Annotated in this window: 23 protein-coding genes and 1 pseudogene; 2 read left to right on the forward strand and 22 right to left on the reverse strand. The window is 40.1% G+C overall.

The window, feature by feature from the left end; genetic code table 11:
• Positions 1-130: 130 nt before the first annotated feature.
• The 18 genes and pseudogenes from L1D23_RS12590 to L1D23_RS12690 form a co-directional block, all read right to left on the reverse strand.
• Positions 131-514 carry a nuclear transport factor 2 family protein gene (locus tag L1D23_RS12590; RefSeq protein WP_239866715.1) on the reverse strand — a complete coding sequence of 128 codons (384 nt, stop codon included), beginning with the start codon at positions 512-514 and terminating at the stop codon, positions 131-133.
• A 144-nt stretch (positions 515-658) separates the two neighbouring features.
• On the reverse strand, positions 659-1,084 hold the full coding sequence (locus L1D23_RS12595; protein WP_239866717.1) for a GNAT family N-acetyltransferase: 426 nt from the start codon (positions 1,082-1,084) through the stop codon (positions 659-661).
• Between the two features lie 142 nt (positions 1,085-1,226).
• Positions 1,227-1,766, reverse strand: a complete 540-nt coding sequence (locus tag L1D23_RS12600) for an N-acetyltransferase (protein WP_239866719.1) — start codon at positions 1,764-1,766, stop codon at positions 1,227-1,229.
• A gap of 145 nt (positions 1,767-1,911) precedes the next feature.
• The gene (locus tag L1D23_RS12610; protein WP_152163244.1) at positions 1,912-2,520 is read right to left on the reverse strand and encodes a hypothetical protein; all 609 of its coding nucleotides are present in this window, start codon (positions 2,518-2,520) and stop codon (positions 1,912-1,914) included.
• Between the two features lie 181 nt (positions 2,521-2,701).
• On the reverse strand, positions 2,702-3,202 hold the full coding sequence (locus tag L1D23_RS12620) for a hypothetical protein (protein WP_239866721.1): 501 nt from the start codon (positions 3,200-3,202) through the stop codon (positions 2,702-2,704).
• A gap of 188 nt (positions 3,203-3,390) precedes the next feature.
• Positions 3,391-3,723, reverse strand: coding sequence for a hypothetical protein (locus tag L1D23_RS12625; RefSeq protein ID WP_239866723.1), 333 nt, complete (start codon positions 3,721-3,723; stop codon positions 3,391-3,393).
• A gap of 14 nt (positions 3,724-3,737) precedes the next feature.
• Positions 3,738-3,875 (reverse strand): hypothetical protein, encoded by a 138-nt coding sequence (locus L1D23_RS12630; RefSeq protein ID WP_239866725.1) that lies wholly within the window; start codon positions 3,873-3,875, stop codon positions 3,738-3,740.
• An 845-nt stretch (positions 3,876-4,720) separates the two neighbouring features.
• Positions 4,721-5,128, reverse strand: a complete 408-nt coding sequence (locus L1D23_RS12635; protein ID WP_239866727.1) for a GFA family protein — start codon at positions 5,126-5,128, stop codon at positions 4,721-4,723.
• Positions 5,129-5,289: 161 nt separating this feature from the next.
• Positions 5,290-5,625, reverse strand: a complete 336-nt coding sequence (locus L1D23_RS12640) for an energy transducer TonB (protein ID WP_239866728.1) — start codon at positions 5,623-5,625, stop codon at positions 5,290-5,292.
• A 160-nt stretch (positions 5,626-5,785) separates the two neighbouring features.
• Positions 5,786-6,118: a hypothetical protein gene (locus tag L1D23_RS12645; protein ID WP_054757271.1), complete on the reverse strand. Its 333-nt coding sequence runs from the start codon at positions 6,116-6,118 to the stop codon at positions 5,786-5,788.
• Between the two features lie 90 nt (positions 6,119-6,208).
• A complete protein-coding gene (locus tag L1D23_RS12650) occupies positions 6,209-6,358 on the reverse strand; it encodes a hypothetical protein (protein WP_239866730.1) in 150 nt (49 codons plus the stop codon).
• Between the two features lie 470 nt (positions 6,359-6,828).
• A complete protein-coding gene (locus L1D23_RS12655) occupies positions 6,829-7,185 on the reverse strand; it encodes a hypothetical protein (RefSeq protein ID WP_239866732.1) in 357 nt (118 codons plus the stop codon).
• Positions 7,186-7,342: 157 nt separating this feature from the next.
• Positions 7,343-7,663: a hypothetical protein gene (locus L1D23_RS12665; RefSeq protein ID WP_239866734.1), complete on the reverse strand. Its 321-nt coding sequence runs from the start codon at positions 7,661-7,663 to the stop codon at positions 7,343-7,345.
• 157 nt (positions 7,664-7,820) lie between these two features.
• Entirely contained in the window at positions 7,821-8,291 is a 471-nt protein-coding gene (locus L1D23_RS12670; protein ID WP_239866737.1) for a dual specificity protein phosphatase family protein, read from the reverse strand.
• A gap of 12 nt (positions 8,292-8,303) precedes the next feature.
• The gene (locus tag L1D23_RS12675) at positions 8,304-8,444 is read right to left on the reverse strand and encodes a hypothetical protein (protein ID WP_239866739.1); all 141 of its coding nucleotides are present in this window, start codon (positions 8,442-8,444) and stop codon (positions 8,304-8,306) included.
• A gap of 502 nt (positions 8,445-8,946) precedes the next feature.
• Entirely contained in the window at positions 8,947-9,468 is a 522-nt protein-coding gene (locus L1D23_RS12680; protein WP_239866741.1) for a hypothetical protein, read from the reverse strand.
• A gap of 170 nt (positions 9,469-9,638) precedes the next feature.
• A complete protein-coding gene (locus L1D23_RS12685) occupies positions 9,639-10,085 on the reverse strand; it encodes a hypothetical protein (protein WP_239866743.1) in 447 nt (148 codons plus the stop codon).
• 153 nt (positions 10,086-10,238) lie between these two features.
• Positions 10,239-10,646 (reverse strand): annotated as a pseudogene (locus tag L1D23_RS12690) (VOC family protein).
• Positions 10,647-10,880: 234 nt separating this feature from the next.
• On the opposite strand from L1D23_RS12690, the gene L1D23_RS12695 reads away from it, so the two are divergent.
• Positions 10,881-11,123, forward strand: a complete 243-nt coding sequence (locus tag L1D23_RS12695; protein WP_239866745.1) for a type II toxin-antitoxin system Phd/YefM family antitoxin — start codon at positions 10,881-10,883, stop codon at positions 11,121-11,123.
• 6 nt (positions 11,124-11,129) lie between these two features.
• Positions 11,130-11,426 carry a type II toxin-antitoxin system RelE/ParE family toxin gene (locus L1D23_RS12700; RefSeq protein WP_038939651.1) on the forward strand — a complete coding sequence of 99 codons (297 nt, stop codon included), beginning with the start codon at positions 11,130-11,132 and terminating at the stop codon, positions 11,424-11,426.
• A 178-nt stretch (positions 11,427-11,604) separates the two neighbouring features.
• Here the strand turns inward: L1D23_RS12700 and L1D23_RS12710 are convergent, their stop codons facing one another.
• From L1D23_RS12710 to L1D23_RS12725, 4 genes are all read right to left on the reverse strand, one after another.
• A complete protein-coding gene (locus L1D23_RS12710; RefSeq protein ID WP_239866748.1) occupies positions 11,605-12,174 on the reverse strand; it encodes a hypothetical protein in 570 nt (189 codons plus the stop codon).
• A 155-nt stretch (positions 12,175-12,329) separates the two neighbouring features.
• Positions 12,330-12,806, reverse strand: a complete 477-nt coding sequence (locus L1D23_RS12715; protein WP_239866750.1) for a hypothetical protein — start codon at positions 12,804-12,806, stop codon at positions 12,330-12,332.
• A 135-nt stretch (positions 12,807-12,941) separates the two neighbouring features.
• Positions 12,942-13,457: a hypothetical protein gene (locus tag L1D23_RS12720; protein ID WP_239866752.1), complete on the reverse strand. Its 516-nt coding sequence runs from the start codon at positions 13,455-13,457 to the stop codon at positions 12,942-12,944.
• Between the two features lie 286 nt (positions 13,458-13,743).
• Positions 13,744-14,091 carry a hypothetical protein gene (locus tag L1D23_RS12725; RefSeq protein WP_239866754.1) on the reverse strand — a complete coding sequence of 116 codons (348 nt, stop codon included), beginning with the start codon at positions 14,089-14,091 and terminating at the stop codon, positions 13,744-13,746.
• Between the last annotated feature and the right edge of the window lie 75 nt (positions 14,092-14,166).

Here is a 14,166-nt window from a genome sequence, read left to right on the forward strand (position 1 = left end):
CCTAACGCCGCGTTAAGGGGCAGACAACGCTACCACAAACTTAAACCATTGTGACATCAACACAAAAACAAAAATGTGAGATAAAGCTGCCAAGCGTTGGCTGTCCCATTGAACGCTTTGTTATGCAAATTTAGCTCACGTCTTTAATGTGATGTATTTTACCATTTTGAAACTCAAAGTATGTCTTACCTTTCAGAGCTAATTCCTGACCTTCCTTGATACCATTGGGAAGATCGATTGCCAAAGTACCCGTATAATCGATACTGACTGTTGCTGTACTATCACTTAGCTGTATATCCGTGACAACTTGCTGGCGAGCACTAAACATTTTTGCTGACTGGGAAGCTAAGTTTTCAAAATCTACCTTACCTACTGTACGCGCCGTTATCTCACCATTTGATTCGTTTTCGAAAACGATATTATCACTAAGAATCTCTAACATCCCAGTCACATCAAACGCGTTGTAACGACTTATATAGGACTCGATCAATTCAACTTTTTCACTTTCTGACATGCTAATTATCCTTATTTGTAATTTGCATAACGCCGCGTTAATGGGCAAACAACGCTACCACAAACTTAAACCATTGTACCTTAAACACTAAATTCAACTTAAACTGAGATCGCCAAGCGTTGTGAATCCATCTTGAACGCTTTGTTAGGTTTGTGATTTCCACTTCATTAAGTGATAACTTTCCGCACCATTGCCCACAGTTTCGGCAATTGTGAACCCCTGAGATAAATAGAACTCAGTGGCATAGCTATTTTGACTAAGACACTTGAGGCTTAAGCTTGGATACCTTTGTTTGGCGAAGTTTAGCAGTCTTAATCCCACACCGCCACGTAGCTTACGAGGACTAACAAACAGATGGTGAATGAAGTTTTCAGGTGCCCAAATTGAGACAAAACCGACGACTTTATTTGATTCAATTGCCACCCAAATGCTTTCACCTTCTGTATCCCGCTCAAAATCTGACAGGTCAAATTCAACTGGATCCAACCATGTAAAAGTTACTAGTCGTGATTCTAGGTACAGCTTCTCTGCAGCATTTAAATGATGAGATTGAAATCTTATTATTTCCATAAACTTACCAACAAACCTAACGCCGCGTTAAGTGGTGAGCAACGCTACCACTGCACTTAAAGCATTGTACCGTAAACACTAAATTTGAAGTAGAAGCAAAAATGCCGAGCGTTGGGAATCCGTCTTAAACGCTTTGTTATGCTTAATTTTTGACGTACTTTGTCATTGCTGTTTCCGAGACTGACAAACCGTCGATTCTATATTGATCTTTGAACTCTCCAACAACATCGAACCCTGCTTTTAGGTAGAGGTTCTTTACTGGGAAATTCTCTGATAGTACACAAAGATCAACCCAGTCAATTTCGGCTTTTTCTTGGCAGAAATTTATAACCGCATCAATGAGTCGTTGACCAATACCTTGCTTCCGGCAGGAAACATCTACGCCCATACCAAGTAGAACTCGATGAGAACGGCTATCATCACCGTGGTGGCGAAGATCAATGTGACCTTTGATACTTCCAGAGGTGTCTTTTACAACCCAGAGCTTTCTCCAACCTAAATCGCCAAAGTGATGGGAAAAACCTTGGATAAACTTATCTTTTGTTGCTTCTGGAATTTCACTTTGCTCTCTGGACATTGGCTGGAAAAGAGGAACTTCTCCATTACCATTTTCAGACAGCTGATTTTCAAGATACGCAAAGAATGAATCTAAATCCGATTTTCTCGCTTCTACTACTTCCATCTAATACTCCGTAGTCCATCGATTACGCATAACGCCCTGTTAAGGGGTGAGCAACGCAATACAAAGCCGCCGCATACCACCTCAATCACTAAATTCAACGCATAGTAAAAATGCCACGCGTTGCGAATCCCTCTTGAACAGTTTGTTAGCTGCGTTGTTGAATAAGATCTAAGAAATTAATATCAACATGCCCTTCTTCATCTCTGACTCGGACTCTTTCGTTGAAAAGAGCATCGTCAATATTTGAATTTTCGGCAAAGATTTCCAAAAACAACGGTTTTATCGTTCTGCTCTGAATTGCAACAGCTAGAGCTTCATGAGCAAGGTTAATAAAAAACTCAGTCTTGTCATCGTCATCACTTTCATCAGTAGACCCCAGCGCTTCCCAACCTTCAAAGATATCGCGTAACCTTGAGATATTTGAATTACCCACTTCAAAATCGGAGAGAATTATAAAGGGATTAGGAGAACAATTTGGATGACGCTCAAAGTCCATGCCTTCTTTACTCCATACATTCCAATGTAAATCATAGTGCCAAAAAGCTACCGATAATGTCATATGAGAAAACGACTTTTGATGAGCGTAAAATTTCAGCTCATCCTTACGACTGGTAAGCAATGTCTTTAACGCACTCTTGTAGTACTTGATCAATCTTTTTTTATTGGTGAAAAAGCGCCAAGCAAAAGGAACATGAGCCTTGAGTTCAAGTTCAGAACAGATATTGGTAGTAAGAACCACTGCACGCGCGATCAAATCAAATACTCCTTAATACTTTTTATAGAGAAATTACCTCATAGTGTGAGCAGCTAACGCCCTGTTAAGGTGTGAGCAACGCAATACCGATGCCGCCGCATACCACCTTAAACACCTAAACCAACGCATAGTAAAAATGCCACGCGTTGCGAATCACTCTTAAACAGTTTGTATGTAAAAATTAATTTGGGCAGAGAAAAGAACCTACTAAAGGCTCTTCCACAACCTCACACTCTAACGTTCCATTTACTGAGAGTTTTAGAAGGTTCAAAGGTGTACAACATTCATCTTCAGGCGCTATGGAGTTTTCGACTTGGTACTTAAAAATGTTGTCGTTATCTTGCCTATAAGTAAACTCACACCCCGAAAACTCACCATTAGTATCGCCAAAAACCATACCATAGCGTGTAACTATCTGAAATCTTTCTTCAAGCTCGGTAAAAGTTTGAGAGACAACTTCAACATTCCCCTCATAGCATTCGAATATAGTCTCTGTAAATTCATGTTCGTTCAAAGCACTACTAATATTTACTGGTCGAAAATAAATATAGGGGCGGCAAAGGACACTATTATTGTAGCGAAAGACAACGCTAAGCTCGTCTTCCCCTATATATTCGTAATCATTTTTATTCAAAGTTATATGCTGCGTGAAGTACGCTAATTTGAGCATTATATCTTTCACTATCTAATACCTTTACTTAGAGCTAACAACGGCTTCAGGAGAATTTTCACATAACGCCGCGTTAAGTGGTGAACAACGCAAGCCGCCAAATCTAAATTATTGTGCCATAAACACAAAAGCTAAACTTTGAACCAAAATTGCCAAGCGTTGAGAATCCCTCTTGAACGCTTTGTTAAGTTGATAAATTTTTACGAAACAAATGCATAAACGATAGCGCCCATACTAACAATAGTTTGCAACAAATTAAGAACAACAATAACCTTTGCTAAAACCACCCAGAGCTTTCTTCCAGTATATTTATTAGCAGATCTCCATACAGCTACGCTCAAGAATAGATAGTAAATTGACAGAAGAATAGCTCCCGCGATTGCTGCTTCCACCGTTGAGAGCTTAGTAACAAAGCTTGTTAATACCGCCCCACAAATAATATAACCTGCCCAAAAAACATCGACTAAGCGGTAGTCTCCTGACATTAATTTAGAGACTGCTCCCTTATTAGACTCTTTCTTAATAACTTCCATTTAGCTTTCCTCTTTCAACTTAACGCCCTTGCTAAGCGGCAACCAACAATACCACAAAGCTCAGACAAACCACCGTAAACACTAAACATAACCAGACACAAAACCGCCAAGCGTTGGTTGTCCGTCTTGAGCGGATGGTTAGGTATGCCCATTACAAACGCTTTTGCTCGCTTAAGCTATAGGACTCACCCATGAAACACCAAGGCCAACTGCACCGCAATAACCACCAAAGCTGGATTAATAACCACGTCACTGTTTTTGCGGTGGCTCGCTGAAGCCAAAAAGCTAACCAAATTGAGAGAGCGAACTACCAATGAATAAACTTGGACAAGAGCACTTAAAAACAGAAAACACTCAATCACTAACGTCAAAACTTGGCAGTTGAATGAAACCTTCACCTGAAAAAGTTCGAGCCACGTAGCCGCTCAAATTTGTGACGAATAAGACAATTGAAGTGGCTGATTGCAATACCACAAACCACACAAGCTTAAAGCAACCTAACGCCCTTGCTAAGCGGGTTAGGTATGCTCACTACAAACACCTTTGCACGCTGGTGCTATAGGGCTAACCCATGAAACACCAAAGTCAAATGAACCGCAATAACCATCAAAGTTGAATAACAACCACATCACTATTTTTGCGGTGGTTCACTGAAGCAAAAAACTAACCGGATGGAGATAGCGAACTTTCAACGAACAAACTTGACCAAGAGCACTTAAAACGGAAAACACTCAGCCCTAACATCAAAGCTTGCCAATTGATGAAACCTTCAACTGAAAAAGTTCGAGCCACATGGCCACTGACACTAGCAACAACAAAAGGAGCCAAAGTGGCTGAGCGCCCAACTAAAAAACGACCAAATCTAAAGCAACCTAACGCCGCGTTAATGGGCAGACAACGCTACCACATACTTAAACCATTGCGACATCAACACAAAAACAAAAATGTGAGATAAAGCTGCCAAGCGTTGGCTGTCCCCTTGAACGCTTTGTTATGTTTATTTTGGGAAACCTTCTAACTTAACTGCTTGCAAACCCAGCTTATGCCACTCTGCTTGTTCTGAACAGAATATTTGAGCATCAGGAACCTTTGATGGCTCTTCATTTAAAGAACCAGCTGGAACAATTAGAAATTTCCCACTTTGAGTCAAAAATGGTAAACCTGAACCACAATCCGTACAAAATGCCTTAGAAAAAGAACGAGTTGGATGGTCATAGCGCTTTATCTTGTCGTCACCTTTAATCCACTTAATGTTAAGCGGAGACGTAAACAAGTTCGACGCATGAGCCGAGCCTGTTAGTTTCCTACACTGTTCACAATGACAGAAGAAGAACTTACCGAAGTCATCATTAAGTTTAAAGGCGACGCTTTCACAGCAACAACTACCAGTAGTCTCTTTAGCCATACCAAAACTCCATGTTTGTCTTTTGTACTGTAAACATAACGCCCTGCTAAGTGGCTAGCAACGCATAGCACGATACTTAAACTAGCCGCCGTAAACACCATACCTGACTAGAACTAAAGTTGCCGAGCGTTGATAGTCCGTCTTGAGCAGTTTGTTATGTGTTAAATTTTAAACTCTAGCTTCTGTTTCTGAGGAACAGATTCAGCATGATTTAAAGATCCATACTTCCATTTTGATAACGCTTGTACAGCAGCCTCATCAAAAACGCCTTCTGGATTTGATTCTACCACTGTAATGTCAGTTACATGCCCTTGCTGATTGACGTTAAAAGTCATAACTACAAAACCTGATAATTGACTTTCAACTGCTAATTTAGGGTACTTGGGAAATACACGCTCTATAGGTGTGAGTTCTTGATATGTGAGAGGGTCAGTATTTTCCTCAGGGCTAGCGCACCCGACCAGTAATAACACTAAGAAAATTTCTATAAATCTCATATTTACCCTTTTATACATAACGCCGCGTTAAGTAGTGAGCAACGCCACCACTTAACCTAACCATACCACCGTAAACACAAAACCCAACGATGGAATTAAAAATGCCATGCGTTGGGAATCTGTCTTAAACGCTTTGTTATATGCCTTTTTTCAGCAAACTCTACTGCTCACTATCTAGAATTTGCCATTCATTTGAAGTGTGTTCTTTACAGACATTTATTGTCTTGTGGAGTTCATCATTACAAAACACAGCGCTTGGTTTAACTGCTCCTTTCTGAACTAAACGCGTAAATAGATTTTCAGAAATAAGGAAGTTTTCTTCATCTAAATGTTGAATTAAAAGTTCAGTAAAATCTCCGTCACTTTCATTAACAACAAATTGATTTGAGCCTAAAACGTGCTCAACTACACTCAGTGTAAACGCCTCTGTTCTGTTTAATCTATTGGATTCATACGTGGTTCGGCCACCGTAGCAAACTAATTTAGTTGTCATTTGAATATCTCCATATGTGCATCATAGTGCTCATTGTGAACACCCGACACCATAGGTTTAGCATAAAAAAACTGTTTCGCGTGTAATCGCTCACCGATTCAGGGCATATAACGCCCTTGCTAAGCGGCGACCAACCATAACACAAAGCTCAAACCAACCACCGTAAACACCAAACGCAACCAGACACAAAACCGCCAAGCGTTGGTTGTCCGTCTTGAGCTGATGGTTAGGTATGCTCATTACAAACGCTTTTGCTCGCTTAAGCTATAGGACTAAGCCATGAAACACCAAAGCCAACTGCACCGCAATAACCACCGAAGCTGAATAACAACCACGTCACTATTTTTGCGGTGGTTCGCTGAAGCAAGAAAGCTAACCAAATTGAGATAACTAACTACCAATGAATAGACTTGGGCAAGAGCACTTAAAACGGAAAGTCCTCAGCCACTAACTTCAAAGCTTGCCAATTAAATGAAACTTTCACCTGAAAATCTTCGAGCCACATGGCCACTGAAACTCACGACAAAGAAAGATTCGGAGTGGCTGAGCACCAAACTAAAAACCGTATAATCTTAAAGCAGCCTAACGCCGCATTAAGGTGTAAGCAACGCTACCACTGACCTAAACCATTGCACCGTAAACACGAAACCCAACCTTGAATTGAAAATGCCAAGCGTTGGGAATCACTCTTAAATGCTTTGTTAAGTTTTCTATTTTACTTTAACAAAATTGAATGTTGGGTAGTTACTATGGCATCGTTGAGCAACCGTTGTATCTGCGTTTTGGATAACGACAACTTTACCGGAAGCATGTGCAGCAAGAAGCATTGATAGATGCCTATCGTTCAATGTTTCTGGGTTTTTGATAAAGTACTTTAAGCTGTCTCCACACGGATTTTTATCCATTGTACCTTCAAGTTCAATACCAAAGTACGGGTTGTGTAAACGCTCATGCAGATAAATGCTCTTAATTTTTCCTTCATAAGTTGAAAATGTCTCCGCTAACACCTCTGAAGATTGTGATAGAGCAAAAAACACACCAAAAAATATCGATTTATAAACCTTCATATTACCTCTAAAAAACTTAACGCCCTGTTAAGGGGTGAGCAACGTAATACCGATGCCACCGCAAATCACCTTAATCACTAAAACCAACGCATAGTGAAAATGCTACGCGTTGCGAATCCCTCTTAAACAGTTTGTTATGTTGTCTGAATAGTTATCGCTATTCAGCTAACACCTCTTTAATTAACGGATAATCATATCCTGTTTGGCAACCTTCAGCATATATCTTTACTGTTTTCCCCGAAGCATAAGCAGAAAGCAATAGAGAATAAGTTTCTTTAAACAAATTGTCATCTGCCTTCAAAAATAAGTAGGCATTATTTTTACAATCATTCTCGACCTGGCTTTCATGAACAAAATAAATCCCATTTCGACTTGGCTTTGGATACACTTTCGTAATAAGCCCCGCAGTATTCCAAGCCCCAGAAAAAGCGCTAGAAGATACTAAAGCAGTAAGCGTGAACAATAATAGTTTCTTCATTTAAAACTCTCAGTAATTTACATAATTTCCAATAAAACATAACGCCCTTGCTAAGCGGCAACCAACAATACCATAAAACTCCAACAAACCATCGTAAACACCAAACTCAACCAGACACAAAACCGCAAAGCGTTGGTTGTCCGTCTTGAGCTGATTGTTAGGTGTCTCTCAACGCGCTCAGTACCTTTAGCGCAAATTCGTCCCAACCTGGCGCAGTAAAGGCGATACCCCTTGCCTGTTTAACAGCATAAATGGCTTCTATAGGGGACAGTTTTTTGGTGCTCATTAAATATGCAGCCAAAGCTAGACCAGTGCGATCTTTACCTGATTTACAGTGAACAACAACCACACCATTACGCTCGTGCTGTTCAATGAAATTGAGTATTTGTGGGAGAGCCTTTAAGCAAAGATCCAAATCACCATCGAGAGGTGGTGCATTACTTGAAAGCGGTACGTTTTTGTAGGCAATACCCAATGAGTCCAGAAGAGAAACATGCACCATTTCACCATCATTCACTGATAGTATGGCAACTACTTTGTTATTGTGTAGTTCATTAAGGTCCCACATACAGTTGTCAGGACCACACCTACCAGCCACCGATTTTTTGATAAAAAATAACTGCTGCAAAATAGCTCTCCATTAGACACCTAACGCCCTTGTTAAGCGGCTACCAACGATACCACAAAACTCAAATAAACCACCGTAAACACTAAACATAACCAGACACAAAATCGCCAAGCGTTGGTTGTCCGTCTTGAGCGGATGGTTAGGTATGCTCATTACGAGTGTCTTTGCTCGCTGGTGCTGTAGGACTAACCCATGAAACACCAAAGCCAGATGCACCGCAATAACCATCGAAGTTGAATAACAACCACGTCACTATTTTTGCGGTGGTACTCTAAAACAAAAGAACTAACCGGATGGAGATAGCGAATTTTCAACGAACAAACTTGCCCAAGAGCACTTAAAACGGAAGACACTCAGCCGCTGACGCCAAAACTTGTCAATTAAATGAAACCTTCACCAGAAAAAGTTCGAGCCACGTAGCAGCTGAAATTCGCGACAACAAAAAAATTTGAAGTGGCTGAGCGCCAAACTCAAAAACGAACAAACTTAAAGCAACCTAACGCCGCGTTAATGGGCAGACAACGCTACCACATACTTAAACCATTGTGACATAAACACTAATGCCCAAATGAGAGCCAAAACTGCCAAGCGTTGACTGTCCTATTGAACGCTTTGTTATATGGCTTTACACCAACACTGATTTACAACTAGTACCCTAATCCAGGGCTTTCAACTTTGGTGGAGCTGTATGCCAGACATCATCTCTTTTCATTTTCGGTGGTTCGTAAATTTGCTCAGGCTCTTTGGCTATGTCAATACCATAGTTTATTAGGATATCACGATGACGTCTTAGCGTTTGTTTAGACACATAGTGAGTGGATATTTGCCCCTTGAACCATAGCTCTGCAGTAACCCAAACATTGTATTTTTCACCTTGGTGTATACGCTTTAGCAAACTGTGAGGGTGATCCTCAGGATATGTGGGTTCAGGCACTTCAACATACTTCTTGAACTCAATAATATGCATCTTAAGCTTGGAACTATTTTTCCAATCATTAAAAAATGCTCTAGCTTCATCAATTGAGTTAAACTCAGCGGCTTTTCCCCAACCACATTTTCTCTTTTTTGCTGATAAATATAACGCGCTATCATATTCATTTGAGCCATAGGGCCAACGATCAAAATGTGCTGGGTCATATAATCCTATGTTGAAAAACGAACGATATTCCGTTGCCACTAGTTGCTCCTAAGTCATACATTAGGTTAATACCTGATTGCCATATAACGCTAAGCTAAGTAGCTGCAAACGCTCCACTAAACCCAAATAACCACCGTAAACACATAAACCAATTTGAACTAAAACCGCCACGCGTTTGCAGTCCGTCTTAAGCGCCTTGTTAAATGTCTTTACCTGCGTACACATTTGAAATTTAGAAATTCTTTCCCCTCGCGACTTGCAAGCAGTTGATAACTTAAAATGTGCAATGAATAGTCAAAATTAATATGATCGAAACTCATTTCTTTTTTGACAGTCTTACCATCAACCAGATCATAACCCACTACTTTCGTTTTTTGTCCGGAAAAAAACTTTCTCTCACGAGATATTTCTCCATTCTCATACGTTACTTTTTTACTCGATAAGAATAAAGTAGCCTGATTATCCTCTACTTCAATTACTAGTTGATTTGTTTTATTTGATAACTGTTCACAATCCCAGGCTCCTATAGCTTGAGTTTGGTATAACCTTTTATTCTCTTTCCATTCATCAAAAGACAAACGCTCTTTTGCTTGTAACGAAGCTGTGCAAGCCAACATTACAAAACCAGCGACCTTTGATCGTACTACTTTCATCATTACTTCCGTGAGACATTTAACGCCGCATTAAGGGGTGAACAACGCAAGCTACTCAAAACTAAACTATTGTGTCATAAACACTTAAGCTGAACTTTGAACTGAAACCGCCAAGCGTTGAGAATCCCTCTTAAATGCTTTGTTATGTGAATTTTGTCAACGGACGTCCTGACAGAACCTAAACAAGTACCCGTCTGGTGATTGCACGATAAACTGCTTTTGAACAACGGACTTAGTACCACATTCATACGATTTAGATTAGAGTGCTAGATAAATTGACTCATTAGATTTCGAACACACTTCACGATATAAGCGTTCAATGTCATTAACGTCCCACTGAAAGTTCATACCACGGCCCAGCGGGAATTCTGGATTACTAGTGATCCACTTACGGCTTTGACTGGATAAACCTTCTAACATTAAATCGACACCATCGAGTGTTAAATATACAAACTGTTCTTCTGGCCTTTCGTATTTGATGGCAAAACCAAGAATATCTGTGAAAAAAGCCTTACTTACATTTATATCGAAACAATACAATTCTGGAACTACTCGTAATGTCATGATTTTCCCTATTCACATAACGCCCAATTAAGGGGTGAGCAACGCTACCACCCTACCTAAAGCATTGTGCCATAAACACTAAAATTGAAGTAGAAGCAAAAATGCCAAGCGTTGGGAATCCCTCTTAAATTGTTTGTTAGTTTACCTTTCGCACAAATCACACGATTTAATCATATTGACCATTTCATGCGAATAACTATAATCTTACTGTGATTACAGATTTGGAGAGTAATCATGCACACATTAACAGCAAATGATGCCAAACGTAATTTTGGTGAGTTACTTCTGAGCGCTCAACGTGAGCCAGTGAAAATTAGCAAAAATAGCAAAGATGCCGTAGTAGTTATGTCGATTAAGGACTATGAAGAGCTGGAAGCAATGAAAACTGATTACCTGAGACATTGTTTCGAGTCAGCTAAGCAAGACTTGGTACAAGGCAATGTGGTTGATGGTGAAGACTTTTTAAACGCCTTATAACCCATTATGCAAAAGAATAAATATAAGCTAAGTAAATTAGCACAGACCCATTTACAAAAAATCAAAAACTATACCGTCAACAATTTCTCTGAGATGCAATGGCGAAGCTACAAAGATACCTTACTAACAGGGTTTCAAATGCTTGCTGACAACCCGGCTGTTGGTCGCAGTTGCGATGAGATATACCCAAGTGGTTTTTATTTCCCAGTGGGTAAGCATACCGCTTACTTTACAAAAGAAGATGGCTTCATTTTAGTTGTTGCTGTACTCGGTCAATCACAACTTCCGCAGAACCACCTGTAATTAAGATTTCACCCTAGGATTGGATTTAGGGTGATGATCTTCACTGGTAAACTAACGCCCTGTTAAGGTGTGAGCAACGCAATACCGATGCCGCCGCATACCACCTTAAACACCAAACACAACGCATAGTAAAAATGCCACGCGTTGCGAATCACTCTTGAACAGTTTGTTATGCGTATTATTCACTAGGCTTAGAATTGGTAGTTTGATTCGTTTGCGTGCTTGCAGTTGGTTGTTGGGGATTGGAAGTATTTTGGCTCGAAGACTGCTGTTGCATAGTTTTACGCATATTGGCAATTTCATTAAAACTGTCCATACCTATACCGGTAAAGGTTGTTTCAGTTGTTTTTTCGTCAGACATGATTGGTTCCTTATTTACATTATCAATAGCTGAAAACACACCAATTATTACAGAGAATACCATACCTAATAAAAATGATATCCAGGCGGTACGATCTAATATCGACAAAAGCTGACTTGGTTCATCACTCCCTGCAACAACTTTCACTAAGTGATCCGCATTTGCGTTAAAAATCCATAAGACCGCACATATACAAGCTAAGAAAGCAAAAACAGCTAAACAAAACATAATTGCAGCATAGATACTATTAAAGCCAATCGTTGTTGCTAGCGTAACCAATACCCCCAGACCAACAGACGAGATTGAAAACAGGTGCTTGTCTCTTTCCAATTTAGTAGCATACCAAGCGTTCAAGGCTGCTGCGTTAAAGTCATTATTTTGTTCCACTTTTACTCCGTCTTTAAAATTGACGCTTAAATACGCATAACGCCGCGTTAAGGGGTGAACAACGCCACCACCTAGCCTAAACCATTGTGCCGTAAACACTAAAGCTGAATCAAACTGAAAATGCCAAGCGTTGAGAATCCCTCTTAAACGCCTTGTTATATTTTTTGACGCACTAGCTTGACGACATCCGTTGCAGCAGAGCCTGACTTGAAGCTACGACCAAGATCATAAGCCATATTTTCAAGAGGAGCATCATCGTAGCCATATTCGTTAATTTCTCTAACATACCTTTCAAGAAAACCAACGCCACCAATTTGGTCCCATTGAACTGTATGCATGAGTTCATGCATATGGATTTCCAAGTTTGCTTGATGTTGAGGCTTCATGAAGTACATATGCTTATATGTGATCGCACCACAATCCATATCGAGGAAGTCACCCAAGCCGATTTGTCGCAATTCGGGAATATCAGGCTTGGGAATGGTGTCAGTGACAACGAATTTACACCCAGCCAAATATTCAGGTGAGTAATAACCTGAAAATACACCTGAGAACTTACTGCAAGATTGAGCTTGTTCTTCGTACTCAGAAACAATGTTGTCTATCCACTCATCAAACTGCTTTATTGGCATATTTCCTCCGCAAAATATAACGCCGCGTTAAGGGGTGAACAACGCCACCACCTAGCCTAAATCATTGTGCCGTAAATACTAAAGCTGAATCAAACTGAAAATGCCAAGCGTTGAGAATCCCTCTTGAACGCTTTGTTATGTGATTTTCATATGCGGGTGAAACGTCTCTTTTAACTGAGAAAGTACATCCATATGCCATTGAAGCAATTCATCCGCTTTATCTACAACATCACTTCGTTCTTTTCCCACTGGAAGGCCAGGACTTCGATCACTTGGGTAAAGCTTTTCGTGGCACGATGCCAACGAAATTGATTTTTGGTATATATCCGCAATCAATTGAGGAACGTTTTTATCAAACAAAAACGCAGCCTCCGAGGCTTCAGCATTAAACTTCAGAGTGTCATGATAAGTAGTGTGTCCTTCTTGAACGATTCTCGACAAATGTAATTGAATTGCTTTATATACCTCTAACCTTCTCTCGTATGTTTCGTGGTTCAGACGCTGCTTGTTAATTATAAATTGCTGATACGCAATGTAGATACCTATTACCGTCAATATAGGAACGAGCAATGCGGACATAGTTGCAACCCAATCACTCTCTACTTTTGAAACGGTTTCTACTACCAACCTAACTGGTTTCTCAGAACTCAAATTGCCTCCTAATCACATAACGCCGCATTAAGGTGTGAGCAACGCTATCATTAAACCTAACCATACCACCGTAAACACAAAACCCAACGATGGAATAAAAAATACCAAGCGTTGGGAATCACTCTTAAATGCTTTGTTATGGCGAGACTATAAAGCGCCTCATTGANTAACGCCGCATTAAGGTGTGAGCAACGCTATCATTAAACCTAACCATACCACCGTAAACACAAAACCCAACGATGGAATAAAAAATACCAAGCGTTGGGAATCACTCTTAAATGCTTTGTTATGGCGAGACTATAAAGCGCCTCATTGACTCTCTTCTAGACCCCATTAGCTCTTGATATGATGACACATCAATTTTAAAACATATGTGGTTCTTATCGTGTCGAATGTAGAAACCAGATTTATTCTCACGTAAATAATTCGTAGGAATGTCGAGCAAATGTATGTTCATACCATCTTCGAGTAAGAAATAGATTTGCTTTAGCCGGCTGTCATCTATTTTGTCTAATGAAACCTCTAGCCACCAAACTGGTAATGCCTTGTTGATCTTTGAAAAGTGAGTATTGCGACTTCGAAAGTCAACACCATATATACTTCTCGCTCGTTGCATTGCTTCTGACTTTTTCATGATTCATGTCCTATCCTTGGATACAAATCAATTATAGCAACTGATTGAATACAACTTACCTAGCGCCATAACGCC

Origin of the sequence: Vibrio sp. Isolate24 (assembly GCF_022398215.1) — a bacterium.
Taxonomy (GTDB): domain Bacteria; phylum Pseudomonadota; class Gammaproteobacteria; order Enterobacterales; family Vibrionaceae; genus Vibrio; species Vibrio coralliilyticus_A.